At 72.6% G+C, this 26,747-nt stretch carries 29 protein-coding genes; 11 read left to right on the top strand and 18 right to left on the bottom strand.

What is annotated here, in order from left to right; all coding sequences use genetic code 11:
* Window positions 1-126 precede the first annotated feature (126 nt).
* Both DLJ49_RS17420 and DLJ49_RS17415 read right to left on the bottom strand, forming a co-directional pair.
* A complete protein-coding gene (locus DLJ49_RS17420; RefSeq protein ID WP_115394827.1) occupies window positions 127-843 on the bottom strand; it encodes a gamma-glutamyl-gamma-aminobutyrate hydrolase family protein in 717 nt (238 codons plus the stop codon).
* Window positions 840-1,856, bottom strand: a complete 1,017-nt coding sequence (locus tag DLJ49_RS17415) for an amidoligase family protein (RefSeq protein WP_115394826.1) — start codon at window positions 1,854-1,856, stop codon at window positions 840-842. Before DLJ49_RS17415 ends, DLJ49_RS17420 begins: the two co-directional genes overlap by 4 nt.
* A gap of 199 nt (window positions 1,857-2,055) precedes the next feature.
* Between DLJ49_RS17415 and DLJ49_RS22750 the strand changes: the two genes are divergently transcribed.
* From DLJ49_RS22750 to DLJ49_RS17405, 3 genes are all read left to right on the top strand, one after another.
* Window positions 2,056-2,190 carry a hypothetical protein gene (locus DLJ49_RS22750; protein ID WP_255566799.1) on the top strand — a complete coding sequence of 45 codons (135 nt, stop codon included), beginning with the start codon at window positions 2,056-2,058 and terminating at the stop codon, window positions 2,188-2,190.
* Between the two features lie 391 nt (window positions 2,191-2,581).
* Window positions 2,582-2,815 (top strand): hypothetical protein, encoded by a 234-nt coding sequence (locus DLJ49_RS17410; protein WP_115394825.1) that lies wholly within the window; start codon window positions 2,582-2,584, stop codon window positions 2,813-2,815.
* A gap of 111 nt (window positions 2,816-2,926) precedes the next feature.
* Complete coding sequence (locus tag DLJ49_RS17405) at window positions 2,927-3,124, top strand: PLD nuclease N-terminal domain-containing protein (protein ID WP_115394824.1); 198 nt, start codon at window positions 2,927-2,929, stop codon at window positions 3,122-3,124.
* Window positions 3,125-3,221: 97 nt separating this feature from the next.
* On the opposite strand, the gene DLJ49_RS17400 is transcribed toward DLJ49_RS17405, so the two are convergent.
* The 5 genes from DLJ49_RS17400 to DLJ49_RS17380 all read right to left on the bottom strand — a co-directional run bounded on the left by DLJ49_RS17400 (window position 3,222) and on the right by DLJ49_RS17380 (window position 5,812).
* On the bottom strand, window positions 3,222-3,674 hold the full coding sequence (locus tag DLJ49_RS17400; RefSeq protein ID WP_115394823.1) for a DUF3618 domain-containing protein: 453 nt from the start codon (window positions 3,672-3,674) through the stop codon (window positions 3,222-3,224).
* Entirely contained in the window at window positions 3,667-4,128 is a 462-nt protein-coding gene (locus DLJ49_RS17395; RefSeq protein ID WP_115394822.1) for a phage holin family protein, read from the bottom strand. The genes DLJ49_RS17400 and DLJ49_RS17395 overlap by 8 nt, the downstream gene beginning before the upstream one ends.
* Complete coding sequence (locus DLJ49_RS17390; protein ID WP_115394821.1) at window positions 4,125-4,742, bottom strand: hypothetical protein; 618 nt, start codon at window positions 4,740-4,742, stop codon at window positions 4,125-4,127. Before DLJ49_RS17390 ends, DLJ49_RS17395 begins: the two co-directional genes overlap by 4 nt.
* Before the next feature lie 56 nt (window positions 4,743-4,798).
* Entirely contained in the window at window positions 4,799-5,065 is a 267-nt protein-coding gene (locus DLJ49_RS17385; protein ID WP_147277333.1) for a hypothetical protein, read from the bottom strand.
* A 171-nt stretch (window positions 5,066-5,236) separates the two neighbouring features.
* Entirely contained in the window at window positions 5,237-5,812 is a 576-nt protein-coding gene (locus tag DLJ49_RS17380) for a PRC-barrel domain-containing protein (protein ID WP_158547499.1), read from the bottom strand.
* 602 nt (window positions 5,813-6,414) lie between these two features.
* Between DLJ49_RS17380 and DLJ49_RS17370 the strand changes: the two genes are divergently transcribed.
* Together DLJ49_RS17370 and zapE are read left to right on the top strand one after the other, a co-directional pair.
* Entirely contained in the window at window positions 6,415-7,491 is a 1,077-nt protein-coding gene (locus DLJ49_RS17370; RefSeq protein ID WP_115394817.1) for a hypothetical protein, read from the top strand.
* A 211-nt stretch (window positions 7,492-7,702) separates the two neighbouring features.
* Window positions 7,703-8,803 carry a cell division protein ZapE gene (gene zapE, locus DLJ49_RS17365; RefSeq protein WP_115394816.1) on the top strand — a complete coding sequence of 367 codons (1,101 nt, stop codon included), beginning with the start codon at window positions 7,703-7,705 and terminating at the stop codon, window positions 8,801-8,803.
* A gap of 336 nt (window positions 8,804-9,139) precedes the next feature.
* Here the strand turns inward: zapE and DLJ49_RS17360 are convergent, their stop codons facing one another.
* Together DLJ49_RS17360 and accD are read right to left on the bottom strand one after the other, a co-directional pair.
* Window positions 9,140-10,453, bottom strand: a complete 1,314-nt coding sequence (locus tag DLJ49_RS17360; RefSeq protein WP_115394815.1) for a bifunctional folylpolyglutamate synthase/dihydrofolate synthase — start codon at window positions 10,451-10,453, stop codon at window positions 9,140-9,142.
* Window positions 10,450-11,442, bottom strand: coding sequence for an acetyl-CoA carboxylase, carboxyltransferase subunit beta (accD, locus tag DLJ49_RS17355; RefSeq protein WP_115394814.1), 993 nt, complete (start codon window positions 11,440-11,442; stop codon window positions 10,450-10,452). The genes DLJ49_RS17360 and accD overlap by 4 nt, the downstream gene beginning before the upstream one ends.
* Window positions 11,443-11,585: 143 nt before the next feature.
* On the opposite strand from accD, the gene DLJ49_RS17350 reads away from it, so the two are divergent.
* Window positions 11,586-12,212: a ribonuclease HII gene (locus DLJ49_RS17350; RefSeq protein ID WP_115394813.1), complete on the top strand. Its 627-nt coding sequence runs from the start codon at window positions 11,586-11,588 to the stop codon at window positions 12,210-12,212.
* 90 nt (window positions 12,213-12,302) lie between these two features.
* A complete protein-coding gene (locus DLJ49_RS17345; protein ID WP_115394812.1) occupies window positions 12,303-13,430 on the top strand; it encodes a site-specific DNA-methyltransferase in 1,128 nt (375 codons plus the stop codon).
* A 93-nt stretch (window positions 13,431-13,523) separates the two neighbouring features.
* On the opposite strand, the gene DLJ49_RS17340 is transcribed toward DLJ49_RS17345, so the two are convergent.
* The 4 genes from DLJ49_RS17340 to mutY all read right to left on the bottom strand — a co-directional run bounded on the left by DLJ49_RS17340 (window position 13,524) and on the right by mutY (window position 17,778).
* Window positions 13,524-14,621 (bottom strand): ATP-binding protein, encoded by a 1,098-nt coding sequence (locus tag DLJ49_RS17340; protein WP_115394811.1) that lies wholly within the window; start codon window positions 14,619-14,621, stop codon window positions 13,524-13,526.
* A gap of 118 nt (window positions 14,622-14,739) precedes the next feature.
* The gene (locus DLJ49_RS17335; protein ID WP_115394810.1) at window positions 14,740-15,453 is read right to left on the bottom strand and encodes a Crp/Fnr family transcriptional regulator; all 714 of its coding nucleotides are present in this window, start codon (window positions 15,451-15,453) and stop codon (window positions 14,740-14,742) included.
* 53 nt (window positions 15,454-15,506) lie between these two features.
* Window positions 15,507-16,661 (bottom strand): alkane 1-monooxygenase, encoded by a 1,155-nt coding sequence (locus tag DLJ49_RS17330; protein WP_115394809.1) that lies wholly within the window; start codon window positions 16,659-16,661, stop codon window positions 15,507-15,509.
* A gap of 49 nt (window positions 16,662-16,710) precedes the next feature.
* Complete coding sequence (gene mutY / locus DLJ49_RS17325; RefSeq protein ID WP_115394808.1) at window positions 16,711-17,778, bottom strand: A/G-specific adenine glycosylase; 1,068 nt, start codon at window positions 17,776-17,778, stop codon at window positions 16,711-16,713.
* 95 nt (window positions 17,779-17,873) lie between these two features.
* Between mutY and DLJ49_RS17320 the strand changes: the two genes are divergently transcribed.
* Window positions 17,874-18,440 carry a DUF721 domain-containing protein gene (locus DLJ49_RS17320; protein ID WP_115394807.1) on the top strand — a complete coding sequence of 189 codons (567 nt, stop codon included), beginning with the start codon at window positions 17,874-17,876 and terminating at the stop codon, window positions 18,438-18,440.
* A gap of 7 nt (window positions 18,441-18,447) precedes the next feature.
* On the top strand, window positions 18,448-19,116 hold the full coding sequence (locus tag DLJ49_RS17315; RefSeq protein WP_115394806.1) for a DsbA family protein: 669 nt from the start codon (window positions 18,448-18,450) through the stop codon (window positions 19,114-19,116).
* A 75-nt stretch (window positions 19,117-19,191) separates the two neighbouring features.
* Here the strand turns inward: DLJ49_RS17315 and lpxK are convergent, their stop codons facing one another.
* The 5 genes from lpxK to DLJ49_RS17290 form a co-directional block, all read right to left on the bottom strand.
* Complete coding sequence (lpxK, locus tag DLJ49_RS17310; protein ID WP_115394805.1) at window positions 19,192-20,184, bottom strand: tetraacyldisaccharide 4'-kinase; 993 nt, start codon at window positions 20,182-20,184, stop codon at window positions 19,192-19,194.
* Window positions 20,184-21,491, bottom strand: a complete 1,308-nt coding sequence (locus tag DLJ49_RS17305; protein ID WP_147277332.1) for a 3-deoxy-D-manno-octulosonic acid transferase — start codon at window positions 21,489-21,491, stop codon at window positions 20,184-20,186. Before DLJ49_RS17305 ends, lpxK begins: the two co-directional genes overlap by 1 nt.
* Window positions 21,492-21,714: 223 nt before the next feature.
* Window positions 21,715-22,533 carry a 3'(2'),5'-bisphosphate nucleotidase CysQ gene (locus DLJ49_RS17300; RefSeq protein WP_115394840.1) on the bottom strand — a complete coding sequence of 273 codons (819 nt, stop codon included), beginning with the start codon at window positions 22,531-22,533 and terminating at the stop codon, window positions 21,715-21,717.
* 4 nt (window positions 22,534-22,537) lie between these two features.
* The gene (locus DLJ49_RS17295) at window positions 22,538-23,884 is read right to left on the bottom strand and encodes a TldD/PmbA family protein (RefSeq protein ID WP_115394803.1); all 1,347 of its coding nucleotides are present in this window, start codon (window positions 23,882-23,884) and stop codon (window positions 22,538-22,540) included.
* Between the two features lie 229 nt (window positions 23,885-24,113).
* Entirely contained in the window at window positions 24,114-25,631 is a 1,518-nt protein-coding gene (locus DLJ49_RS17290) for a DUF2125 domain-containing protein (protein WP_158547498.1), read from the bottom strand.
* A gap of 388 nt (window positions 25,632-26,019) precedes the next feature.
* Between DLJ49_RS17290 and DLJ49_RS22910 the strand changes: the two genes are divergently transcribed.
* Both DLJ49_RS22910 and DLJ49_RS22905 read left to right on the top strand, forming a co-directional pair.
* Window positions 26,020-26,181, top strand: a complete 162-nt coding sequence (locus DLJ49_RS22910; RefSeq protein WP_369932672.1) for a DUF6538 domain-containing protein — start codon at window positions 26,020-26,022, stop codon at window positions 26,179-26,181.
* An 83-nt stretch (window positions 26,182-26,264) separates the two neighbouring features.
* A complete protein-coding gene (locus DLJ49_RS22905; RefSeq protein ID WP_147277331.1) occupies window positions 26,265-26,648 on the top strand; it encodes a hypothetical protein in 384 nt (127 codons plus the stop codon).
* Window positions 26,649-26,747: the final 99 nt, after the last annotated feature.

The raw sequence follows: 26,747 nt of genomic DNA, 5'->3' as shown, positions 1-26,747 counted from the left end.
AGATGCCCGAGAGGGCGGCCGCCCCGAAGGCGAGCAGGACCGGCCCGGTCGGCATCGCGCGTCTCCGTCGCCCGCCGAGCGGCCGCCCCGCCCGACGTGCACCGCGATGTTCCGCGCCGCGCGTGCCTACCGGGCCGCCTCGAGCGCGGGGCGCGCGGCCCGCCCCTCGGCCCGTGCCTGGGCGGCGGTGACGAGCGCGGCGAAGATGCGCCGCTGCGCACGTTGGTAGAACAGATGCTCGGGGTGCCACTGCACGCCGAGCGCGAATGGCGGTTCGGGCCGCTCGATGGCCTGCACCATGCCGCCCTCGTCATGCGCGGCCACCCTCAGGCCGGTGCCCAGCCGGTCGACCGCCTGGCTGTGCAGCGCGTTCACCGTCATCTCGTCGCGCCCCGAGAAGGTGGCGAGCCAGCTGCCCCTCACCGCCCGCACCCGCTTGCGCGGCAGGATCGTGCGGGTGCGGCGCGAGCCGGGGAAGACGGCGTAGGCATCGGCATGGAGCGTGCCGCCGAGCGCCACGTTGAGCATCTGCGCGCCGCGGCAGATGCCCAGCACGGGAATGCCATGGGCCAGCGCCTCCTCTGCCAGCCGCCGCTCGAGCGCGTCGCGCTCGGGGTCGAGCCGCGCGTCGGCCAACAGCTCGCCGCCATAGAGCGTGGGCGAGATATCGTCGCCGCCGCCGATGATCAGCCCGTCGACATGGTCGAGGTCGGCCGGTCGCCCGGTCCCCCAGCGCACGCCGCGTGCGCCTGCCACCCAAAGGTTGAGCGCGACGAGCGGAAAGATGCGCCAGCCCGAGCGGGCGGAGGTGGTCACGGCGATGCGTGGGCGGGTGGCCCTCATGCCCGGCCGGGCGCCTCGGGCGCCAGATCGGCCAGCGGCCCCAGTGCCGAGGTCACCGCATCGACCGTGGCGCGCCCGTCGAGCAGGGCCGGCCACGCCGGTTGGTTCGCCCGCAGGGCGGCGAGCTTCGCCGCCACGGTATCGTCTGCCGCCACCCGCTCCACCAGAACCCAGCGACGCCAGTCGTAGCCGAGCGACCATCCGGCCTCGTCGACCCGGCTCTCGGGCATGCGGAAATGGTAGGCCGGCCGCGCCGAGACCGGGCCGCCCGCGGCCGCATGCCGGGCGAAGCGCCCGGGCGCAAGATGGGCATAGGCCGGCAGCAGGTCGAGCCCGTGGTTGCGGCTGTCGAGATGCGCGTCGATGAGGTCGAACAGCGCCTCGGGCGCGGCGTCGGGCGCAAGGCGCGCCAGCGCGTCGGCGAAGGCGCGCGGGAAGGGCTGGGTGAAGGGCAGCACCCGCCGGCTCATGTCGAGCGGATCGCGCGCCCTGAGCCAGGGCTCGAGCAGGGCGAAGGCGCGGGCGATGCGCGGCATGTCCCGGCCGCGTTCGGGATCGGCCAGCGCGATGTTGAGGTGCAGGCCGAAGCCATGCAGCACGTGGGTGCGCGACCCCTCGGCCCCGGCGGCGGCGAGCCGCGCCACCAGCCCGTCGAGCCGGGCGAGCTCGGACTGCGTCACCGGCTCGGTCACGATCTCGATCGGCACGACCTGCCGGGCGAGCGCCACGCCCACCTCGGCGGCGGCGTCGCTCCCCTCGGGGCGGAGGGCGGTATCGAGATAGATCTTCACCGTGCCGAGCGCGCTGTCGCGGAGCCGCCATTCGCCGGCCGAAAGCCGGGTGAGACCCCCGCCGAGCGCATCCTCGGCGATGCGCGCCGCATCCTCCGGCGGCAGGGCGCCGAATTCCAGCTCGACCCCCACGCGGCGCGGCGCACCCGGCCCCTCGGGCAGGTCGGGCAGCGGTGGCAGGTGCGCGTCTGGCGCCGTGCGGGTGGAGAGCTCGGGATGCATCGGGTCAGTATACGCGCCTCAACGCCCTGCGCAGCGCGATCGTTCCGCGCGGGTTCGCAGCCGCGGGGGCGCTTCGGCTCGGGTCACGCGGCCGCGACAGGCCGGAACATCGCCGCCCGGTGCCCGGTTGCCGCCGGCGATGCGGGACAGGTCGCCCCGCGCCGCGCCGATGCTGCGCACGAGAAAGGAGGGCCGCCCCATGCCAAGGATCGTCACCGTCCTTGCGCTCGCCGGGTTCGCTGCCGGGCTCGCCGGCGCCGCCTCGGTCGCCGCGCTGGCCGAAGATCCCGCGCCGATGCCGCTGTCGCGCTCCGAGATCGCCTCGGCCGCCTGAGAGCGGCCGTCGCGGCGCCCGCGCCGCCAGACAGGGGCAGCCGCCCCCGGAACCCTACCCGCCGCCGGCCGTTCGTATGCCGAGATCGCCGGTGGCGTGCGCCCCGCCTCATCCGCGTCGGGCGCCGCCGCCCCAGGAGAGAGGAGATAACCACATGACCCCGAACCAGCCTTCCCGGCAAGGCGAGCCGCACGGCCGCCGCCAGCACCGCAACGACACGTCCGGCCCTCCCCGTCGCCGCCCGCCCGATCCGGTCGGCCGCGGCAAACCGCCCCCCGCCGTCGACCCCCGTCCGGGCGCGACGACGGGTGCAGGGACAGCCGACGGCCGTCACGCGGCGGGAGGGCCCCGGCAACCCGACGCGGCCGAGCCTTCTCCGCACCCGCACGCGGTGATTGGCCAGACCGCGCCGCCAGAGGCCTACGATCCCGACAGCGTCGCCCGGCAGGAGGTCGAGGCGCGTCATTCCAGCGCCCAGACGCACCCCTCGCCAGATCGGGAGCAGGGCCTCGTGCGGGGCGAGTTGCTCGAGGACCCCGACATGCGCCGCGCGGGGCCGCTCCGGTTCGGCCTCGTCATTCTGGCGGTCGTCGTGGTCGTCGGCCTTGTAATGTTCCTGGTCTGAGTCGGGTCAGCGCGCTGCGGCACGCCCTCTGCGACACGCAGGGAACAGGGCCACAGTGCACAGGTTGACGGGCAGAGCCCCTGCAGGGGCGTTTTCGAAAGGAGTCATGCAATGCTGGAAATCGGAGGGATAGGCGGCTTCATCGTGCTGGTTCTCGACATCTGGGCACTCGTGTCGATTGTCGGCTCCACCGCGTCGACCGGCTCCAAGGTGCTGTGGTGCCTGCTGGTCATCCTGTTGCCACTGATCGGGTTCCTGATCTGGCTGGTCGCCGGGCCCCGCTCTGCCCCAAGCGTGTCGCGCCGCTGACCGCGCGGCGCGCAACAACATCTGCCAATGGAGGTCGGGCGCCACGCGCCGTCTGGAGAGAGGCGCGCGTCCATCGCACACGCGGCGCGACGCCGGATCAACGCTCCGTCGCAGCCGGGGTGAGCCGCGCCGGAGCCCGGTCGGACCTGTCGCCCGCCAGCGGCCGGCTTGCATGGGCCGTGCCGCCCGGCACCGGCCCCCGCGGGCGCTTGCCCGCCGGCTGAGCGGCAGGTGCCCGGGCGTGCGCCCGTGGCCGTTCGGCCGGGTCACGACGGCGGCGGTCCTGCGGACCGGCCGTATCGGGGCCGAAGGCGAGCCACGCCACGCCGGCCGCGATCATCGCCACGGCGACGGGGTTGCGCCGCGCCACCCGTATGGCGGCGTCAAGCATCTCTCCACCCTCATCCTTCAGCGCGTGCCCCACCCCCTCGGCCAGTCCGCGGGGCGAGGCCCTGTCCTGCAGGGCATCCAGCGTCGCGGCCAGATCGTCGCGGCGGGCCTCGATATCGCGCTCGATCTCGTCGGGGCGCTCTCTCCGGCCGTCAGTCATGGTCGCGAGTCCTCTCTCTCACCGTCTGCACGTCCTTTCGGACGTTGCCGGCCACCCGCTCGGGCCCGAACTGCACGCGGCTTAGGGCCGACCGCGCGGCCAAGGCGAGCGCCAGCGCGACAACCGCCAGGGCACCGCCGACGATCGCCGCCGAAAGCCACGCGGGCAGGGCCGTTTCCTGCGTGATCACGGCGACAAGCGCAGCCGACAGAACATCGACGGCGCCGAGCGCCAGCACCAGCGCGCCTCCGATCAGGCCGATCGCGGCCCCCGCGTGGCGGAGCGACCGGTCGGCTTCTGCGCGCGCGAGGTCGAGCTCGCGCCGCATCAGGTCGCGCACCTGGTCGAGCGCGCGCGCGACGAGTCGGGCGGTCGAGAGCGTCTCCGAGGCCCCCCCGGTGCCCGTCTCGCCCCGCCCCTCGCCGTGCCGGGCCTGTGTGGTGGTGCCGCTCATGTCCCCTCCGTGCTGCGCGTGCCGGCGGCAGGGTCGATGTCCTGCGCCTGCACGGGATCAGCCCGCCCGAAGCCCTGCGGGTCGTCCGGGCCAGACTGCCGGGCGCGGCCTGTCTCATCCCGGTCGGGCGCGTCGTCGAAGCGGCCGTCGCCGTGCGGAGCGGCGCGGGCGAGCCGCGCGGCGGCGAAGCCGACCGCCGCCGCGCCGGCGAGGAAGGTCAGCGGGTTGCGTCGGGCGAAGTGGCTCACGTCGTCGGCGACGCTCTCGAGATCGGCCCGGCGCAGGCTGTCAGCCGTGTCTTCCAGAAAGGCCGAGACACTTTCCAGAGCGCGCCCGGGCATCGCCCCGTCGGGGTAATCGCCGGCCGCATCTTCGGCGGCGGCGGCGGCGCGCTCGGCCTCCGCGGCGGCGCTGTCGGCGGCCCGGCCAACGCGGGCATTGGCCTCGTCGCGGGCCATGCGGCCAGCGTCGCGCACCGCATCGCCGGCATGGTCGCGCACGCCCCGCGCGGCCGCGCGGACCTCTTCGCCCGCCCGGCGCGCTTCCTCGCTGGCCTCGCGGCGGGCGCGGTCTGCCGCTTCCGCGGGCTCGGGGCTGGATTCGGCAGGTGTCATGGGCTTGAGACTCCTCCATCGGGCGGTTGCGGTCGGGGCAAGCGGTCATCGCTGCATCAGGGCGGAAAACCGGCATCGCCGTCGCTTGTTCCCGGTGCCGGCGGCTGCGCGCGCCAGGGCACCGCAAGGCGCCATAGCCGAGGTGGGGTTAGCGAGGCGAACCAGGCGCGCACATCGATCGGCGGGAGCGTGGCTGCCCTCTCGCCAGCGACCCGGTCGAGGATCAGACGCGGATCGATCTCGTCATGGCGGCCGACGGCGCCGAGCAGCCTGTCGGGCCGCATACTCATTGCCGTCGCGGTGCCGTGTGCGCCGATGCGCAAGGCGCGGGTCGCCGGGCAGACCGGGATCAGCTTCGATGAATGTGGCCGTCTGCACCCGTATAAGGAATCGAGCCGCCTCCGTTCGGGGGGCTGGCACGCAAGCGCCCCGCCGGCGAGGGCCGGCGGGGCGGTATCCGGTCGGTCGCGCTGAGTGTTCGGCCGGACGGCCGATTACCACCAGTTCTCCTCGACCTCGGGCATCTGTTCGATCTCGTCCTGAGTCAGGCGCGTGACGTAGTTGTAGTCGCCGCCGACATCCTCGGTCGAGCCGACGCGGCGCAACTCGTCCATCGTCAGGAGGACGGTGTCATCGCCGATATCGAGGAAGCCGCCGTGGCTGATCACGAGGCCGGCCCGCGAGCCATCGGGGGTGAGAACGACGTCGGTGATGTTGCCGATATCCTCCCAACCGTCGCCAATATCGTCGAACATGTCGAGTTCGGCCCATTCCTCGTCGGTCCATTCATTGTCGCGAACCGTATAGACGTCGCCGCCGACGATCTCGGACGTGCGGATCATGTTCTGAAGCTGGTTGTCACTGCTCATGGTTCCGCTGGCGTACTGGGCGCCGTCGTCCATCATGGTCTGGCCGCGGCCCTCGGGCTCCGTCCCGGTGCCCTGGGCCATCTGCTCGCTGCCCTGGTTCTCCGTGGTCTGGGCCGAGTCACTTTGCGCCATGTGGTTGTCGGCCAGGGCAGGCGCGGCCAGCAGCGAGGCGGCGGTCGCGAGAAGCGTGAAGCGGGTCATGTGTCCTCCTTTTCGCATCGGGTATCCACTGCGATCCACCCGCCCAACGTGAGCCCCCGTGCCATGTTCCCCCGGGTGGCCCGAATGGCCGCGGGGCCACCGGCGGCTCGCCCGCCCACGGGCGGGGCAGCATCCCGCATCGCGCACTCATGCGCACGCGATGCGCATGCGCACGCGATGCGAAGGATCCTCGATGTCTTCGCCGCGCGTCGCGCTTGCCGATGCACCACCGCAGCATCGGCGCAGCGGAACAAGCCACCCAGGGAGGCGTTTCGACCCTCGACAGACAGACATGCCACATCAGCCCGCGAAAGGACGGACACCGCCATGCCCGCACCCGCGACCGACGAAACCGGCAAGACACCCCGCCCGCCGAAGCGCCCCGGCCGCCGCTGGGGCGGCAGGCTCGGCGACTGGATCGGAGGCTGGCTGCCCGGCCCCGGTGCGCCCGCGCCGCAGCACCGGCCGATCCCGATCCCGGTCGAGCCGCCGCGCCCGCGTCGGGGCCGGTAAGGCCAGGCGACGCCGAGAGATGAAGATGGCGGCCCGCTTCCGCGACCCCCATCGCGCCGCCCGAGCCGGAGGCCCGAAGGAGACGATACATGAGCGACCCTACCACCAACCGCACTCCCGAGCCGTTCCGCCATGCTGGCGAGAGCCTGCAGGCCCCCGTCGGGGCCCAGTCCCCCGCGGCCGCGACCACCCGCTCGGGTCAGCCCCTCGAGCCGAAGGCCGAAGACAGCTTTTGGCGCGGCTACGAGGAGGATCTCCACGCGCTCGAAGCAGACCGTTTCGGGGACCACGATCTCGACGAGGATGACGGCGCATGGGCCGAAGGGCTCGGCCATGGCCTGGTGCGCAGCACCTCCGGCATTGGCCGGGGCCTGATCGAGCACGCCCGCCGCAACCCCGTGGGCACTGCGCTGGCGGCCGCCGGTGTGGCGCTGATGTTCGCCCCCCGCGTCGAGCGCGAGGATGTGCGCCATGCAGCCCGCACCGCGCGGCAGCGTGCAGAGGCGGCCGGCCAGCGCGGCCGGGCCCGCGCCCGCTCTCGTCTCGCGCCGTACGAGCGCCGGTTGCGCGAGACAGCGGACGAGGCGCAGCACAGGATGGAGCAGGCTCGCGGCGAGGTGAGCCGCGGCTACGACAGGCTGCGGGAACATGTCGAGGCCGGCACGGAAGAAATGTCGGCCGAGGCCCGCAACCGGGTCGTGGCCGCCCGCATGAGGGCGATGGAGGCCCGGGATCGCTTGCGCGACGCGTCGGAGCGCGCCCGCCACCGCGCCGACCACGCCCTGCGCGACGGCGGTCGGAGCGCCCGGGAGGCCTACCGCGACCATCCGCTGCTCGTGGGCACGCTCGCCGTCGCTCTCGGCGCGGCGGTCGGCGCCGCCCTCCCCCGCTCGCGCTTCGAGGACGAGCGACTGGGCGACCTGTCGGAGCGGCTGATGGACGAGGCCGAGGAGATCTATCGCCAGGAGCGCGCCCGTATCGCCGACGCCGCCCGCGGCGCCCTTGACGAAGCCCGGGGCATGGCCACGGAGGCGGCCGAGAGCGCGCGGCACAGCATTCCCGACGGCGAAGAGGTCGTTCGGGAGACCGAGCACCGGTTGCGTCAAGGCGCGGCCCGTGTCGCCGAAGGTGCCCGATCGGGTGCCCGGCGCGGGACCGGAGGCTGATGCCTGGGCCTCCGGTTCTTCTGGTTCCCTTCCCGACTGGCCCCGCGCTATGGCGCGGGGCTTTTTTTCGGCGGCCGTCGCACCTCCCGGAGCCTGCGCCTGCCGGTTCGGCCCGGCCCCGCCCCCCGTCGCCCCGCTCCTGCCCCGCGTCGCGCCAGCCCGCCAGCGCGAGCGCCTTGCGTCCGCCCGGCAAGGCGGTAGACCGGCGGTGATGCCCGACGCGCCCGCCCGAACCCTGCCCGAGATCCTCGCCGACCGGATCGGCCGCGGCCTGCTCGCGCCCGATCCGGCGCAGGAACAGGCGGCAGTGCCGCTCGAGCGGATCCGGCGCGAGATCGGCCGCCAGACGCCGCCGCCGAAGAAGGGCTTGCGCGGCCTGTTCGGGAAGGCGCCGCCCCGCGATCCGGTGCGCGGCCTCTACCTCTGGGGCGGGGTGGGGCGCGGCAAGTCGATGCTGATGGACCTGTTCTTCGAGGCCGCACCTATCGAGCGCAAGCGGCGCGTCCACTTCCACGCCTTCATGCAGGAGATCCATGCCGGCCTGCACGAGGCCCGGAAGACGGGGGTCGACGACGCCATCCTGCCCGTGGCCGGCGATGTGATCGCCCATGTCGACCTGCTCTGCTTCGACGAGATGCAGATCTCCGACGTCGCCGACGCGATGATCGTGGGCCGGCTCTTCGAGCGGCTCTTCGCGGCGGGCGTGACGGTGGTCACGACGTCGAACCGCCCGCCCCGCGACCTCTACAAGGACGGGATCAACCGCGAGGTCTTCCTGCCCTTCATCGACCTGATCGAGCGCCACATGGAGGTGCTCGAGCTCGCGGCCGACCGCGACTACCGTCAGGGTCGCCTGTCGGGGGCGCGCACGTACCTCACGCCCAACGACCACGAGGCCCGCGCCGCCGTCAACGCGATCTGGGACGACCTGCTCGACGGCGGCGAGCCGCACCCCCTCGTGCTGCGCGTGCAGGGCCGCGACGTGGATCTCCCGGCCTTCCGCAACGGCGTGGCGCGGGCGGGTTTCTTCGATCTCTGCGGCCACCCGTTGGGGCCGGCCGACTACCTTGCGATCGCGCAGGCGGTGCGGGTTCTGGTGCTGACCGACATCCCCCGGCTGTCGCGCGACAACTTCAACGAGGCGCGCCGCTTCGTGACGCTGGTCGACGCCCTCTACGAGGCGCGCGTGCAACTGATCTGCACGGCAGCCGCACCGCCCGATTTCCTCTACATTGAGGGCGAGGGCAGCTTCGAGTTCGCCCGCACCGCGAGCCGACTGATGGAGATGCAGTCGGAGGGTTGGGGCGCCTGATCGGCCATGACCAGGCGGAGCGCCTGCGGCGCGTTTCCCCTTTTCTGCGCCCGGACCGGGCGCGTGCCTCCGGCGGGAGTATTTGGGCCAGGATGATGGGGCGGGCCGTGGCCAGCGCGCGCGCAGGCGAGGGATGCGTCGGGTGGGCGGGCCGTCGTTCGAAGAACGCGGTCCGCGCGGGCGACGCACGGGCGGCGCGAACGCGGATGATCGGGCTGCGATCCGCGTCGCTTTCGGGCGCGACCGTTACGCAGGGTGAGACTCGACTTGGCCGTCGGGGTGGCGCGCCGACGCCCGGCCGGGTCAGGCAGGGCGGGTCGACGGGGCCGCACGGCCCTACAGCGCGTCCTGCTGCCGCAGGACAGCGCCGGCGAGGTAGAGCGAGCCGAAGATCAGCACGCGCGCCCGCGGCGTCTCGCTCGCGATGGCGGTGAGCGCCGTATCGACGCCATCCGCCTCGTCGGCCGCCATGCCGTGGGCGCGGGCGGCGGCGGCAAGCGCCGCGGTTGGCTGGCTGGCGGCCTCGCCGGGCACGGGCACGGCGGTCAGCCGGTCGGCAAGGTCGGCGAAGGGGGCGAGCACGGCGGCGGCGTCGCGCGCGCCCTGCAGGCCGAAGACGAGGTGCAGGGGCCGCGTGTCGCCGGCGCGGGGGCGCAGGGTGGCCGCCATGGCAGCGGCGGCATGGGGGTTGTGGCCGCCGTCGAGCCACAGCTCGCCGCCAGGCAGGAGGGTGGCGAGGCCGCCGGCGAGACGCTGCATGCGCGCCGGCCAGCGCGCCCCGATCATCGCGGCCTCGCAGACCGCCTCGCCGTGGCCGAGATGGCGCAGCGCGGCGAGCGCGGTGCCGGCATTGGCCACCTGGTGCGGGCCGGGCAGGGCAGGCAGCGGCAGGTCGAGCAGGCCGGTCTCGTCCTGGAACACGAGGCGCCCACGCTCCTGCCAGACATGCCAATGCTGGCCGTCGGCGAGCAGCGGTACGCCGAGGCGTGCGGCGCGCGCCTCGATCACCTCCAGCGCGTCCTCCTCCTGGCGAGCGACGACGCAGGGCACGCCGCGCTTGAGGATGCCGGCCTTCTCTCCGGCGATCTCGGACCGCGTCTCGCCCAGGAACGCCTGGTGGTCGAGATCGACCGGCGTGATGATCGTCAGTTGCGGGCGGGCGATGACGTTGGTCGTGTCGAGTCGCCCGCCCATGCCGACCTCGAGCAGGAGCGTGTCGGCCTCTGCCTCGGCGAAGGCGAGGAAGGCCGCGCAGGTCGTCGCTTCGAAATAGGTGATCGGCTGGCCGGCGTTGGCGGCGAGCGTCCTCTCCAGCACGTCGACCAGCGCGGGTTCCGAGATCTCGGCGCCCGCCAGCGCGATCCGCTCGTGGAAGCGCACGAGATGGGGTGAGGTATAGGCATGCACCCGCTGCCCGGCGGCGGACAGCCCCGCGCGCAGCATGGCGAGGGTCGAGCCCTTGCCGTTCGTCCCGGCGATGTGGATGACGGGCGGCAGCCTGTCCTGCGGATTGCCGAGCGCGTCGAGAAGGCGCCAGGTGCGGTCGAGCGAGAGGTCGATGGTGCTGGGGTGCAGATCGCCCATGCGGGCGAGCAGCGCGTCGGAGCCGCCTGGCGCTTCCGCTCCCCCCCCCGTATCGGCGGGGCTCATTCGGCGGCGTCCGCCTTCGGGCCCGGCCGCTGGTCGCCCGTCTCGGTGGTGCCCTCTGCGCCGTCTTCCGCCGGAGCGTCGGGCTGGGCCTCGGGCGCGGCGAGATCGAGCGGCGGGGGCAGATCGCCCTTCACCGCCGGCGGCAGTCCCATCAGCATTCGCGTCACGGTGATCAGTTCGTCGCGCAGCTCGCGCCGGTGCGTCACCCGGTCGAGCATACCGTGGTCGAGCAGGTACTCGGCCCGCTGGAAGCCCTCGGGCAGCTTCTCGCGGATGGTCTGCTCGATCACGCGGGGGCCGGCGAAGCAGATCAGCGCGTTGGGCTCGGCGATGTGGATGTCGCCCAGCATGGCGTAGCTCGCCGTCACGCCGCCCGTCGTGGGGTGGGTCAGCACGACGATGTAGGGCAGGCCGGCCTCGCGCAGCTCTTCCACGGCGACCGTGGTGCGGGGCATCTGCATCAGCGACAGGATACCCTCCTGCATCCGCGCGCCCCCGGCGGCGGAAAACAGGATCAGCGGGCGCCGCAGCTCGGTCGCACGGGCGCAGGCAGCGACTATGGCGTTGCCGACATACATCCCCATGGAGCCGCCCATGAAGGAAAAGTCCTGCGCGGCGGCGACGATCGGGGTGCGCCCCATCTCGCCCTCGGCGACCAGCATCGCCTCCTTCTCGCCGGTGTCGCGCTGGGCGCTTCGCATCCGGTCGGTGTAGCGCTTGCTGTCGCGGAAGTGCAGCGGGTCGGCCAGCGGCTCGGCCACCGGAACCTCGGTGAACACGCCACCGTCGAAGAGCGTGGCGAAGCGCGCCCGCGGCGTCAGCGCCATGTGGTGGCCGCAGGCGGTGCAGACGTTGAGGTTGGTCGCCAGTTCCCGGTGGAACAGCATCGTCCCGCATTCGGGGCACTTCGTCCACAGGTGCTCCGGCATCTCGCGGCGCGAGAAGAGCGAATTGATCTTGGGGCGGACGTAGTTCGAGATCCAGTTCATGCGGGCCCTCGCGCGACTGGCCGCGATGTAAGGGGCGCGGGGCGCGAATGCAAACGCCGGTTGCGCCCGGTCAGGCGGGCCGAAGCGGGCCAGGGGCGACTTTTCGCTTGCGCCCGCGCGCCTGGGGCGGCTCTCTCGGCCCCATGCCGGATTTCTCGAGAGAGGCCGCCCTGCTGGCGGAAGGGGCCACCCGGATCGCCGGGCTCGACGAGGTGGGCCGCGGGCCGCTCGCCGGCCCGGTCACGGCGGCGGCCGTCGTGCTGCACCCTGCGCGCATCCCACCGGGCATCGACGATTCCAAGGCGCTCGACCGTGCCACGCGCGAGGCGCTCGCCGCCGAGATCATGGCCAACGCCGAGGTCGCGGTGGTGCACGTCAGCGTCGAGGAGATCGACCGGCTCAACATCCTGCATGCGGCCCTGCTGGCGATGCGACAGGCCGTCGGTCTGCTCGGCCTGCCGCCCTGCCACGCGCTGGTCGACGGCAACCGGTGCCCCGACGATCTGCCCTGCCCGGCGACGCCCGTGATAGGCGGCGACGGGCTCTGCCTGTCGATCGCGGCGGCCTCGATCGTGGCCAAGGTGGCGCGCGACCGGGCGATGGTGGAGCTGGCGCAACAGCACCCCGGCTATGGCTGGGAGACGAACGCGGGCTATGCGACCAAAATGCATCTGTCGGCGCTCCAAGATCTCGGGCCGACCCCGCATCATAGGCGTAGCTTCGCCCCCGTCCGCAATATCTTGTGGCAAGAGGAAAGCCCAAGCCCCTGATTCGAAAAAAGAAATTGACGGCGAATCGGGCCTGACTCATCCTGCCCCCCAAGAAGCGCCGCAAAGGCGCGGGGACGAGGCAGACCAACGATGACGACACGTACCGGGCCGGGCGCGGCGGCGCCCGGGCGCGCTGAGGCGCTACCGATCAACACCATCCTCGCGGGCGATTGCATCGAGGCGATGCAGGCCCTGCCCGAAGCCTCGGTCGACCTCGTGTTCGCCGATCCGCCCTACAACCTGCAATTGCGGGGCGAACTCCACCGCCCCGACAACAGCCGCGTCGATGCCGTCGACGATGCGTGGGACCGCTTCACCGGCTTCGAGGCCTACGACGCCTTCACGCGCGGCTGGCTGGCCGAGGCGCGGCGTGTGCTCAAGCCCACCGGTGCGCTCTGGGTGATCGGCAGCTACCACAACATCTTCCGCGTCGGCGCGGCCGTGCAGGATGCCGGCTTCTGGATCCTCAACGACGTGGTCTGGCGCAAGGCCAACCCGATGCCCAACTTCCGGGGCAAGAGGCTGACCAATGCGCACGAGACGCTGATCTGGGCCTCCCGCGCCGAGGGGGCGAAATACACCTTCAACTACGAGGCGCTGAAGGCACTGAACGAGGGGGTGCAGATGCGCTCCGACTGGGTGCTGCCGCTCTGCACCGGGGCCGAGCGCCTGAAGGACGGCAACGGCGACAAGGCCCACCCCACGCAGAAGCCCGAGAGCCTGCTCTACCGCGTGCTTGTCGGCACGACCAATCCCGGCGACGTGGTGCTCGACCCGTTCTTCGGCACCGGCACGACGGGCGCGGTGGCCAAGGCGCTGGGGCGCGACTTCGTCGGCATCGAGCGCGAAGAGTCCTACCGCGCGATTGCCGCCAAGCGCATCGGCAGGGTGCGAAAGCTCGATGCCGGGGCGCTCGCCGTCACCGCCTCGAAGCGCGCCGCGCCCCGCGTGCCCTTCGGGCAGGTGGTCGAGCGGGGTCTGCTGCGGCCCGGCGAGGTGCTGACCTGCGCCAAGGGTCAGCGCGCCGCGCGGGTACGGGCCGACGGCACCCTCGTGGCCGACGGCGTGACCGGCTCGATCCACCAGGTCGGCGCGGCGCTCGAGGGGGCGCCGTCGTGCAACGGGTGGACATACTGGCACGTCCGGCGCGACGGCGTGCCGGTGCCCATCGACGTGCTTCGCCAGCAGATCAGGGCCGAGATGGGCCCGCACCCCTGAGAGTTCCGAGGTACCGCCGGTGCCTGCGGCTTCCGACACCGCGGCACCCCTTGCCCCGCCGTGCGCCCCGCGCCGGCGGGGCCTTTTTTTCGCTCAGGGCTCGAAGACGACCGTGACGGATGTTCCGCCACCCGGCCGGGGGGCAACCATGAGATCGGCGCGCAGCGACCGGGCGAGCGCGGCGACGATGCTGCCCCCCACGCCGGGCTGGCCGCCCTGCGCCGTGGTGTCGAGCCGGCCCTCGCCCTCTTCGGCCTGCCGGTGCTGCGCCGAGATAGACGGCGCGGTGACGGGCCAGTCGCTGCCCTCGGGCATGCCGATGCCGTCATCCTCGACCGTCAGGCGCACGTTTCGCTCCAGACGTTCGAGCCGGACCTGCACCGCGCCGCCCGCGCGCCCCTCGAAGGCGTGTTCGAGCGCGTTGGTCAGGAACTCCGACAGCAGGAGCCCCAGCCGCGCCGCCTGGTCGAGCGTCAGCTCCAGCGAATCGCAGTCGAGGCTCATCTCGACATCGTCGCGTGCTTGCAGGCCCGAGACGACCGCCGCGATGCGGCCGAGATAGCTGCCGGCCGCGATGGTGCGATCGGCGCCGGGCCGACTCTCGGCCTTCATCATCTCCTCGTAGAGGAGCGCGAGCGCCTCGACCCGCCGTCCGATCGCCCTGAGCGAATCGGGCGTGACGTCGCGCGCCGCCTGCACGCGGATCATGCTCACGATCATGGCGAGATGGTTCTTCACCCGGTGCTGAAGTTCGCGCAGCAACTCGACCGTGTCGTCATCCTCTTCGGCCACCTCCATCGGCGGCGCGACCTCGCGCAGGACGGCGAAATGGGCACTGAGCTGCCCCGACTCGTCGTGCACCGGCGTAATCAGGATCTGGTTGCGAAACGGGGTTCCGTCGGCGCGGTGGTTGGTGAGCGTCACCTGGAACTCGTGCCCGGAGCGCAGGCCCTCGCGGATGCGCGCCACGTCGGCCGGGCCGGTCTGCGGCCCCTGAAGGAAGCGGCAGTTGCGGCCGAGCGCAGCCTCGCGCGGATAGTGCGTCATCGTCTCGAAGGCTGCGTTGACATAGGTGATAGGGTCGTCGGCGGCATGGGCATCGGTCATCACCATCGCCAGCTGCGACCGCTGGATGGCGTGCGCCACGTCGCGCTCTTCGCCCTCGTCGTCCAACGTGCCCACGCCTGCCATGCTTCCCTTTCCGGCTGCAGATGGGATGCACCCGGCCAGTGGCCAACATGCTCCGGCCAATCCGACCTAACGAGCCGCCACGGCATCGTCTGTTCGGTACCGTACAGAGCGGTTGGCCTCAGGCCCAACGGCCCCTCTCGGGAAGGAGAGTGTCATAGGCCGCGCGGACGAGATCGTAGCATTCGCAGCTCGCCTCGCGCAACGCGCCGTGATCGAGCACGCGGATGCGCCCGCGGGCATAGTCGATTCGCCCCTCGCGCTGCAGCTCTGCCGCGGCCTGGGTGACGGTGGGGCGCCGCACGCCCAGCATGTCCGACAGAAACTCCTGCGTCAGCGGCATGGTCTCGTCGTCGGTGCGGTCGCTCATGGTCAGGAGCCATCGGGCGAGTCGCTGGCGCGCATTGTGCGCCCCGTTGCAGGCGCCCGAGACGAGCACCTGGTAGAAGATGGCCTGGACCACCGACAACAGCACGCGCTCGAAGTCGCGGTAGTCGCGTCGCAGTGGCTCGAGGGCCTGAGGCAGGAGGGTCAGCGCGGTTCCGCCGATCTGCACCTGGTTGGTGTTGAGCTGGCGGCCCTCGCCGAGGATCAGCCCGATTCCGGTGCAGCACTCGCGCCCCACATTGGCCATCTCGATGGTCGCGCCGTCGCTGTAGCTCGCCAGCGTCGACACGACCGCCGTTTCGGGAAAGTGCAGCGCGGGCGTCTGCTCTCCCGTGTGGGCGAGCACGGTGCCGGCGTCGAGGTCCACGCGCTCGCAGGCGTCGAGGACGGCGCGGCGGGTGTCGGGGGCGAGCGATCTGAGCACGCGGTTCTTCGGGCGGCTTTCCATCCGAAAGGAACGCGCGCGACCGGTGCTTTGTTCGAAGCGCACGATCGCAGGCCCTAGCGCGGGGGCGGCAGAGTCCCGTCGCGGTAGGGTCTCCAGTCGGCGATCTCGGGGTAGAACTGCTTGCGCCACGCCCGCACGCGAGGGTTCATCACGCGCCGCCAGAGCGGCGGGATCATCGCGATCTGGGCCATCAGCGGATATCCGTAGGGCAATTGCGGGGCCTCGTCCTCGGCATAGGTCTGGAGCAGGGGAAAACGACGATCGGGCTTGTAGTGGTGATCGGAATGGCGCTGCAAGTTTATGAGCAGCCAGTTCGACGCCCGGTGCGAGGCATTCCACGAATGGCGCGGCTTGACGTGCTCGTACTTGCCGTCGCCGAGATGCTTTCGCGTCAGCCCGTAGTGCTCGATGTAATTGGTCAGCTCGAGCTGCCAGATTGCCGTGAAGGCGCAGACGCAGAACAGGATCAGACCGCCCACGCCGCCGAGCGCGAGCGCAAGCGCGACCCAGGCGCCCTGCAGCGCGGCGTAGCGCCAGAACGGGTTCTGCAGCGACCACGGGCTCCTGCCGCGCTTTTTCAGCCGCTCCGCCTCGGCCCGGAGCGCCGAGGTGAAGCCGTCGCGCAGCACCCTTGGAAAGAAGCGGTGAAAGCCCTCGTTGTAGCGCGCCGTCACCGCGTCGCGCACGGTGCCGACGTAGCGGTGATGCACCAGGAGGTGCTCGCTGCGGAAATGGCTGTAGAGGACAGAGGCGAGCAGCAGGTCGCCCAGCCACCGCTCCGCCCGGTTCTTCTGGTGCATCAGTTCGTGGGCGTAGACGATGCCCACCGCGCCCGAGACGACGCCGAGGCCGAAGAAGACGGCCCATTTCTCGAGCAGCGTCAGGTGGTCGGAGCCGGGCACCACGGCGAGCGCGAAGACCAGAAGCGAAGCCTGGATGGGAAACCAGATCAGCGTGATCAGGCGATACCAGAACAGCAGTTCGGGCGGCGTGTCGGGGTCTTCGTTCGTCGGGTTCAGCCCTGACAGGGCGTCGAGCAGCGTGAAGAGGCCCCAGGCGAAGAGCGGCAGCGAGATCACCCACCAGCCGCCCTGCGTGATTGTCATGACCGCCAGGGGCACCGTGAGCAGCGACATCCAGAACGGCGCGGCGTGCCCGGCGCGGGCGATCGGCGGGGCGGCTGGCGTGGACGGGTGCGTTGCAGTCATGGCGTTGATCCTCTGACGCGCGCGAGGCTAGGCGGCGATTGTGGCGAAATCAAAGCGGCGGGAAGTCGGGTGCCGCAAGGTTCCACACCTTGCGCATGAGCGTCGGCAGCGCCTGCGGGCGAAAGGCGTGGCGGCCGGTAAAGGCGCCGCGTTCGGGCACTGCCTGCAGCGGCACCTCGGCGAGGCGCAGGGCGAGGCGCAGGTGGAAGTGGGTGAAGGTGTGGCGCACCTCGCCCGACGCGCGCCATTCGGCCGTGAGCGGCGGCGCCTCCGGCGGCCGTGCCTCGGCCCAGTCGGTGCAGGGAAAGCCGAGCATTCCGCCCAAGAGGCCGCCGTCGGGCCGGGTCTCGAGCAGCACCGCGCCGTCGGCCCGCCGCGCGACATAGACGAGGCCGAGGCGGGTGGGCTTGGCCCTCTTCGGGGCCTTGAGGGGCAGCTCGGCGGCGAGCCCCGCGGCGCGGGCTCGGCACCAGCGCATCACCGGGCAGATGCCGCAGGCGGGCGAGCGCGGGGTGCAGATCGTGGCGCCGAGATCCATCACCGCCTGCGCGTGGTCGCCCGGCCGCTCCTGCGGGGTCAGGGCGGCGGCGTGGGCGGCGAGCACGGGCTTGGCGGCGGGCAGCGGCGTCTCTACGGCGTGGAGGCGGGCCATCACCCGCTCGACATTGCCGTCGACCACCGTCTCGGGCCGGTCGAAGGCGATGGCCGCGATCGCGGCGGCCGTGTAGGGGCCGATGCCGGGCAGCGCGCGCAGCCCCTCGGCGGTGTCGGGGAAGGCGCCGCCAAGCTCGGCCGCCACGGTGCGGGCGCATTTCAGCAGGTTGCGGGCGCGGGCGTAATAGCCGAGGCCCGCCCACTCGGCCATCACCGCGGCATCCTCGGCGGCGGCGAGATGCGCCACGGTGGGCCAGAGCGCGGTGAAGCGATGGAAATAGGGGATGACGGCGGCGACGGTCGTCTGCTGCAGCATCACCTCGGACAGCCAGACGCGGTAGGGATCGGCCCGATGCCCCGCGCCGGGCGGCACGCGCCACGGCAGGTCGCGGGCGTGCCCGTCGTACCAGGCCCGCAGCGCGGCGCCGGGGCCTGCCCCGGGCTCTGCCGCATCGTCACGCATTCTTGACGCTCATTTCCATCGTCTCGCTGGCCCTTTGCCGTCGCCCCGATATGATAGGAGGCGAGTGCAGGAAAGGCAGGGCGGGACGGGCGCGCATGGCGAGCGGAACATCCGCAGACGGCAAGACCGCGGGGCAGGCGCGCACGACGCGCCGCGGGCGCGGCTTCCGGCAGGCTGGCGCGCTGGTGGAGACGCGTGTGCGCACCGCCTCGGAATCGCGGGGATTCGCGGTGTCGCGCCTGCTGACCCACTGGGACGAGGTGGCGGGCAGCGACATTGCCGCCATCGCCCGTCCGGTCGAGGTGAGTTACGCTAGGGGGGGCCTCGGCGCGACGCTGACGCTGTTGACGACCGGCGCCCACGCACCCCTGCTGCAGATGCACGAGCCGCGGCTGCGCGAGCGTATCAACGCCTGCTACGGTTACGCCGCGATCAGCCGGATTCGCCTGACCCAGACCGCGCCCACCGGCTTCGCCGAGGGGCAGGCCGCCTTCACCGGCGCGCGCGCCCCGCGCGCGCCCGACCCGGTCGCCGCGCAGGCCGGTCAAAGCTACGCCGAGGGCGTGGCCGACGATGGCCTCCGGGCCGCGCTCGCTCGCCTCGGTGCCAACGTCCTCTCCCGGTGCGGGCATGCCGCGCCCGACACAGACGAAAGGCCATGACACAGACATGACCCGTATCCCCCTTCTCTCCCTCCTCGCCGTGACCCTCGCCGGCGCCGCCGTCTTCTGGTTCGCCCGGCCCGCGCCCGACCGCGCGCTGCCCGCCCTGCCCATGGCCGCCGAGGCGCAGGAGGCTGCCGGGATCGACACCTCGTCGATCGCCGAGATGGCTCTGGGGCCCCGGGACGCGGCCGTCACGGTGATCGAATACGCCTCGTTCACCTGCCCCCACTGCGCCACCTTCCACGAGGAGGTCTTCCCGCGTCTCAAGGAGAATTACGTCGATACCGGGCAGGTCCGCTTCGTCCATCGCGAGGTCTATTTCGATCGACCCGGCCTCTGGGCGGGGATGGTCGCCCGCTGCGGTGGCGAGGAGCGCTATTTCGGCATCGCCGATCTGATCTACGAGCGCCAGCGCGAATGGACGCGGGGCGAGCCCACCGAGGTCGTCGACAAGCTGCGCCGCATCGGCAAGACCGCGGGCCTGACCGACGAGCAGCTCGATACCTGCCTGTCGGACGGGCAGAAGGCGCAGACCCTGGTGGCGTGGTACCAGCAGAACGCCGAAGCCGACGGGATCAACGCGACGCCCTCGTTCATCATCGATGGCGAGAAGTTCTCAAACATGCCCTATGCCGATTTCGCCGAGATCCTCGACGAGAAGCTCGGCGACTGAACGGCGCGGGGAAAGGCGTTTGCAAACGCCTTTCCGCGCTCTGCACCAAGGGGGGCGCGCGCGGCGGGGTCGGGGTCAGCTCCGGGCGGCCGCAGAGCGCTCCAGCGCCGCGTCGAGGGGCGCCCTGTCGTCGATCTCGAGCCGCACCGGCAGGGTGAGCACCTTTGGCCGAAAGTCGGGCGGCAGGCGCGCGGCATCCTTCTCGGTCGTGACCATCTGCGCGCCGACGAGCTTCGCCTCGGTCTCTAGGCGGGTCAGCAGGGCGCGCGTGAAGGGCTGGTGGTCGTCGAGCGCCTCGGCGCGGCGGAGGTCGGCGCCGAGGGCGCGGAGCGTGGCGAAGAACTTCTCGGGGCGGCCTATCCCCGCGAAGGCGAGGGCGGGCAGGCCGGCCCAGTCCATCCCGGTCGGCAGGGGCGCGAGGCGGCCGCGCAGGCGCGGCACCGTCACCGCATCACCCCATGTCGCGTCGAAGCGGGCCTGCGCGGCCTCGTCGCCGATCGTCAGGAGCAGGTCGGCGCGGGCGAGGCCCGCCGCCACGGGCTCGCGCAGCGGGCCGGCGGGGATGCATCGCGCGTTGCCGAAGCCTGCATGCGCGTCGGCCACGACGAGCGAAAGGTCCTTCGCCACCGAGGGGTTCTGGTGGCCGTCGTCGAGCACGACACGCGCCGCACCGGCAGCCTCGGCCGCGCGCACGCCGGCGGCGCGGTCCTTCGCCACCCAGGTCGGCGCGAAGGCGGCGAGCAGGAGCGGCTCGTCGCCCACGTCTTCGGCGCGGTGGCGCCGTTCCTCCACCCGCACCGGCCCCTCGAGGCGGCCGCCGTGGCCCCGCGTGACGACGTGGGTGCCCTCGCCCAAGAGCTGCACCAGCGCGATGACGGTCGGCGTCTTGCCCGTGCCGCCCGCGGTGAGGTTGCCCACGCAGATGACCGGCACGCCGGCGCGGTGCTTCGGCTCGCGTGCCACGCGCCGCGCGGTGGCGCCGGCATAGAGCCGGCCAAGCGGCGCGAGCGCACGCGCGGCGAGGCCGGGACTGTCGGGCGGGGCCGACCAGAAGGCGGGCGGGCGCATCAGCCCTCGCCCCTGGCACGCGGCCCCGGCGGCGCCCCCGAAGATGTGTCGCGCAGCACGTCGCGCAGGGCGGCCACGACGCGCTCCTGCACGCGGGCGCCGTCGCTCGCCACGTCCCAAGCCACCTGCGCCAGCGATGCGGCACGATCGGGCGGGAGCATGTCGGACAGGACGACGCCAAGGCTGCCGAGTTCCTGGACGCGGGCCATGCCGCCCGCGCGGTCGAGCCGCTCGATCCACTCGGCGTGCGGCGCGCCTTCGGGCCCGCAGAGGATCGCCGAGCCGAGCCGGGCCGCGTCGGCCGGGTCGGCCGCGCCGCCCGCGTCCGGGCGGAAGCTGCCACCGATCGCGCAAATCGGGGCGAGGCGATACCACAGCCCGATTTCCCCTGGGTCGTCCACGACGAAGACCTCGGTGCCGTCGTCCGGCTCCTCGCCCGCGTTGTGCCGCGCGACCCGCCAGCCTTCGCCCCTGAGCCACGAGGCGAGCGCTGCGCCCTGCGCTGGGTCGCGCGGGCAGAGCAGGAGCAGCAACCGGTGCGCGCCCTGCAGCGCGAGGCGGTGCGCCTCGACGAAGGCGGGGATCTCGGCCTCGGTGGGGAGGACGGCGAGCCAGGCGGGCCGGCCGTGCAGAAGCTGGGCAAAATGATCGCGGTCGCTCTCGTCGCAGGGTGGCGGGTCGGGGACGGGGACGAAGCGCCCCGCAACCTCGAGGCGCAGGCCGGCCGGCCCGAGTTGCCGCAGGGCGCGCGCTGCCGCTTCGTCGCGGACGAGGATGCGGGACAGGCCGCCCAGCAGGTTGCGCCATGCGCGCCGCCGCCCGACTTCGCCCGGTGGCGTGGGCACGTCGACGGCGACCACGGGCACCTGCGCGGCAAGCAACGCCTCGAGCAACGGCCCGGGGCCGATCTCGCCATGCCAGAGCGCGAGGTCGGGCGCGGTGGCGGCGATCCAGCGACCGGCCGCGCGCCGCCCCCGTTCGGCCGGCGGCTGGCTGGCGCGCGAAGCCTCGGCCCCCGTGGTCGCCGCCATTGCGCCGGGCGGGGCGGCGGGCAGGAGGATCTCGAGATCCGGCAGGTCGTCGGCGAGCCGGTCGGAAAGGTCGGCGAAGGCCCGGTGGTCGGGGCCGATGCAGAGCAGGCGGCGCGTGTGGGCTCGGAGGACAGGCTGCCGCTCCGAGGGCAGGCGGGGCCCGGGCTCTGCGGGGCGCGCGACGCCTAGAGCGCGGCGCAGCCAGCCGACCGGGCCGCGCCCGCTTTCGCCGGGCGACGCCCTGACGAGGCCTGACTGCACCGCACGTCTCAGCACGGGCGCTCGGCCTGTGCGGGGCCGGCAGCCGTGCGTCGGGCGGCCGTGGGGCGGGCGGCCGTGGGTCGGGCGGGGCTGCCCGCCCGGCCTCGGCCCCGTGCGGCGGGCACCCGATGCGATCGGTCGGTCACCGTTCTCCTCCCTCGCGCCGTCTCGGCAGGCTACGATCGGGCGCGGCGCAGTCAAGCCGCGCTGCCACCGATACCGGCTCCGCGGCCTTGCATCACTCGATCCGGGCGCCGGGGGCGAGGCGCGCCAGCGTCTCGGCATGGAGCGTGGGCGGCGCGGCCAGCACGCCCGCGGTCTTTCGCCCGGCGTTGTTGAACGACAGCGGCCGGCCCGCCCGGTCGGTCACGCGGGCGCCGGCCTCTTCGGCGATCAGCGCGCCGGCGGCCACGTCCCATTCCCACGAATCGCGTAAGGTCAGCATGCCGTCGAAGCGGCCCTCGGCCACGAGCGCGATCCGGTAGGCCAGCGAGGGGCGGAAATGGCGCGCGAGCGAGGGCACCGGGCCGCGCCAGAGCCCGGCGGCGAGGTTGGGGCGCGTCACCAGCATGTCGGCCGCGTCGAGCGCGGGCGGCACGGCGACGGGAGCGATGGGCGCGCCGTCTCGTGTGGCGCCGTGCCCGGCGGCGGCGGCGTAGCGCACCCCCTCGGCGGGCAGGTGGACCACTGCTGCCACGGGACGTCCGGCATGGACGACGGCGAGCGAATGCGCCCAGACGGGCTCGCCGCGCGCATAGGCGCGGGTGCCGTCGATCGGGTCGACGATGAAAAGCGTGTCGGCCGCGCGCGCGGCGAGGTCGTCGGGCGTCTCCTCCGACATCCAGCCATAGCCCGGCCGGGCGGCGCGCAGGCGCTCGAAGAGGTAGGCGTCGACGGCGAGGTCGGCCTCGGTGACCGGCCCCTCGTCGCCCGGCTTGTCCCACACCTTCGGGTCCTGCCGCCAGTGAGAGAGGGCGATCTCGGCCGCGCCCTCGGCCGCCTCGGCCAGCAGCGCCAGATCGGCGGCCGGGTCGGGGGCGGGCGCGGTCCGGCTCACGAGCTCAGGCGCCGGCAAGGGTGAGGCCCTCGACCAGCAGCGACGGCACGACGCGCGCAAGGTGCGGGCGGGCGTCGTTGGCCGGCACCACCGTGCGCAGCATCTCGCGCAGGTTGCCCGCGATGGTGCATTCGTTGACCGGGTAGGCGATCTCGCCGTTCTCGACCCAGAAGCCCGACGCGCCGCGCGAGTAGTCGCCGGTGGTGGGGTTGATCGTGGCGCCGATGAGCGACGTGACCAGCAGGCCGGTGCCCATCTCGGCGATCAGCTCCTCGCGGCTGCGCGCGCCCGGCGTCAGCCGAAGATTGCCGGCAGACGGCGAGGGCGGAGAGGACGTGCCGCGCGCCGCGTTCGCCGTGCTGTCGAGGCCCAGCTTGGCCGCGGTGGAGAGGTCGAGCACCCAGCGCACGAGCGTGCCGTCGTCGACCAGCGGGCGCGTCTCGGTCGGCAGGCCCTCTCCGTCGAACAGGCGCGAGGCCGAGGCGCGCGGGCGGTGCGGCTCTTCCACGAGCGAGAGGCCCACGGGCAGCACCTCTTCGCCCAGCGCGCCCGTCAGCCAGGAGGCCCCGCGCACGATGGCCGTGCCGTTGACCGCCGCCACGAGGTGGCCGATCAGGCCGCCCGCCACGCGCTCGTCGTAAAGCACGGGGTATCGGCCGGTCGGGGGCTTGCGGGCGCCTGCCCGGGCGACGGTGCGCTCGGCGGCGGTGCGCCCCACCCAGTCGGGGCTCGGCAGGTCGGCGCGCCAGACGCGCCCCTCGCCGCAATAATCGCGCTCCATCCCGGTGCCCTCGCCGGTGATGGCGATGCAGGACAGGCTGGAATCGGTCCGCGCCCAGCCGGCGGAGAAGCCGCCCGAGGTCGCCAGGTGCACGCGACGGCGGCCATAGGCGGCCGAAGCGCTTTCGACAGTCGAGATGCCGGTGACCGAGAGCGCGGCCGCCTCGGCCGCACGCGCGGCCTCTTCCAGTGCGGCGGGATCGGGCTCGGGCGCGGGGTCGTCCATCTCGAGGCGCGCCATGTCGGTGTCGGTGGCCAGCATCGCGGGGTCGGCCTGCATGACGCCGGGATCCTCTGGCGCCTCGCGGGCCATGGCGACCGCGCGCTCGGCCATCTCGGCGAAGGTCTCGGCCGAGGTCTCGGACGACGACACGCAGGCCTGCCGCCGCCCCATCATCACCCGCAGGCCCACGTCGACCCCCTCGGCCCGCTCGGCCTGCTCCAGCGCGCCGGCGCGCACGTCGATGGCAAGCGACGTGCCGGCGACCGCGATGGCGTCGGCCGCCTCGGCCCCGGCCGAGCGCGCGGCGTCGAGCAGGGCATGGGACAGGCGGTCGAGCGGCTCGTGCATGGGGCCTCCGGTTGGCGGACGGGCAGGGGCGGGCGGCGACACGCCCTCGGGCACGCCGCGTGGGGAGAGCGCGCAGCCGGGGCCGCGCCGCATCTCAGGCAGCTAGGCTGAGCGGCCGCCCGGCGCAAGGGCGGCCGATGCCATGGCGAGGGTGGCCGGGCCGCGCGCCAGCGGCGCAGGATGGCCAGCGCGGGCCGGGGCGCAGCCCGGGGGCGCGCTCCGGCAGCGATCAGAACGGCAGAGGCGCGCCGTTGGCCAGCACCGTGCCGTCGGGCTGCACGGTGATGTCGGAGAGCAGCACGTCGCCGCCTTCCGGCGCCGGCCGGGCGACCATGCCGGTCATCATGCGGACCATCATTGCCTGCTCCTCGGGCAGCAGCCCCATGCCGACCAGCGTCTCGAGCAGGCCCTGCCCGCCTTCGAGGCGCAGGTTCACCCCGCCGTCGGGCGCGGGCGAGCCCGGCCCGAAGGGCCCCGGCGCATCGTAGTCGAAGGTGAAGCCGCCCTCGCCCGTCAGCAGGGCGCCGGCGAGCGCCAGACGCAGTTCCTCGATGTCGAGCGCGGTCACCTCGGCCGGAGCCTCGGCCGACATCATGGCCTCTTCCGAGAACATGTCGGTCAGCATCCGCATCTGGCCGCCGAGGTCGACGACCAGCGTCGCGGGGTCGCGCGGCAGTTGGCCGGCCGGGTCGAAGAGCGACCAGATCTCTTCGCCGAGCGTCAGGTCGCGCAGCGCCACGGTCAGGTCCATCGGCTGCGCGTCGTCGGTGGGCGTGGAGGGCACCGAGATGAGCGTCCGCAGCGCCCCGAGGCCCCCCGTCACCTGCGGAAACGGGATCTCGGAGCCCGAGGCGGTGAAGGCGGTGCCATCGAAGCCGAAATCGTACTCCATCCGCTCGCCGTCGATGCGAACGGTGCCGGAAGTGCCGGTCATGCCCGCGTCGAGCGAGAAGCTCTCGGGCATCCCCTCGGTCACGAGGGTGAGCGCGACGGGGCCGGTGCCGCCCTCGCCCCGCACGGCGAAGCCGTCCTCGATCAGCGCCCCGAGGTCGTCGCTGGCGGCGTAGAGCGAGGACAGCGTGCCGGACGAGGTGGAACTGACATCCGCCGCGCTCATGCTGAAGTCGAAGGTGCCGCCTGTCTCGGGGTCGGTGCCGACGAAGGCGGCGGCGACCTCCGCGGCGGTGAAGGCGCTCTCGACCGAGGGCATGTCGCCGCCGCCGCGGGTATTGCGCCCCTCCACCCCGGTCAGGGTGACCGAACCGGAGATATCCTGCGCGGTGCCGCCCTCTGCCACCTCGACGAGCGTGACCGCGATCTCCGGGGCGGCGTAGTCGGTGGCGGTGCCGCCGTCGTCGGTGCCGGACATCACGAGCGACAGGCCGGGATGCGAGATCGTCATCGCCGCGCTGCCCGGCGGCATGCCGTCGAGGCCGGGATCGGAGAGGGTGAGCGGGTAGCTCTCGGGCAGGGTCACCACGACCGTGTCGTCGCCCTGCGCGGCGAACACGACCTCGTCCATCGTTCCGGACATGGTGGTGCCGTCCTCGGCCTCGAGGGCGTAGGCGACGCCCGTCAGCGTGAGGGTATCGCCGCTCGCGGTGCGGTCGGCCACGGTCAGGGCGACGCCCGCCTCGTCGGCGGCGTCCTGCCAGCTCTGCCAGGCCTCTTCGGGCGTCAGGCCGAGGGCGAGCGTGGGCGAAAGGAGAGCGGCGGCCGAGGCGCCGGCGAGCAGGGCGGTGCGCATGGAGGATCCTCTTCGGGGCAGCGTGCGGGCGTTGCGCGAACTGTCATGCAGGCGGTGAGGAGGGTCAAGCCTTGCGGCTGCGCATCGCGCCGCGGCGCCCGCCTCCGGTCTGCCAAGAGCATCGTTTACCTTCGCAACGAAGAGGCCACCGCTCCGGCCCTGTATCACCGAGCCTGGCGACGGAAGATTGCCATAGCACCGTCCGTGAGCCGCCCAATCCCGGCAGCTGCCGACGATGGTGCCCGGGAGAGAATTATCGCCGGCGGAGACGCGATTTCCGCCGCCCTGAAAAAGCTCCCACTTCTTCGACACTTGGAGCCTGAACGGGTCGGACAACCGAGAGTGACCCGCGGCTCCGTTGTGTGGCAAACTGTGGAGCACCCGTCCCATGACCGCATCCAATTGCATCGACGGCGTCGAGCCCCGAGGCAGTGTCTACTACTTGCGCTGGCGGGTCCCTGCCGAGTTCCGGGCCGTGGAGAGCCGGACCGAGATCAATCAGTCACTGAAGACCCGGATGAAGCGGAGGCCAGGGCGGTCGCCCTTCTGAAGAAGAAAGCGCTCCGAAAGGTCTGGAAGGCTCGCCTTCTGCAAGAAAACCAGGGGCCCTCCGTCGAGGCCTTCGAAGGCGCGGTGGCGCTACTTGACGACCTTCAGCTCCCGTATGTCCCGATCGACGGCCTCCTGGCTGGACCACTCGAGGAGCTGGTCAAAAGGATCGAGAAGCTCGCGGTCATCCCCACGGACTCGCCCGTCGTACCGGCGGCACTCGGAGCCTGCGAAGTCCCGCATGCAAAGATCCTCGATATGCCGACGATCATGCAGGAGCGCTGGCAGCACAAGTTGAAGGGGAAGCACAAGGACCAGAAGCGGCAGTGGCGCAACCGGTACAAGCACGCTGAACGAATCTTCACCGAGGTCGTCTCGAACAAGAACATGCACGAGATCACCGAAGACGACGCGAGGCGATACAACAATCACTGGCAGGCCACCGAAGTTCGACAGTTGATCCGATAAGCGATTGATATTGTTGGCGGGGAGTTCGCGTTTTTGTGACGACAAGGTGCGTCAGGCGGGTTTCGGCAGGCTCAATGCTTCGAACAGGTCGAGTTGCTC

This window comes from Rhodovulum sp. 12E13 (genome assembly GCF_003340565.1).
In the GTDB taxonomy this organism is placed as follows: Bacteria; Pseudomonadota; Alphaproteobacteria; order Rhodobacterales; family Rhodobacteraceae; genus HLUCCA09.
This window is presented reverse-complemented; position numbering and strand designations above follow the sequence as displayed.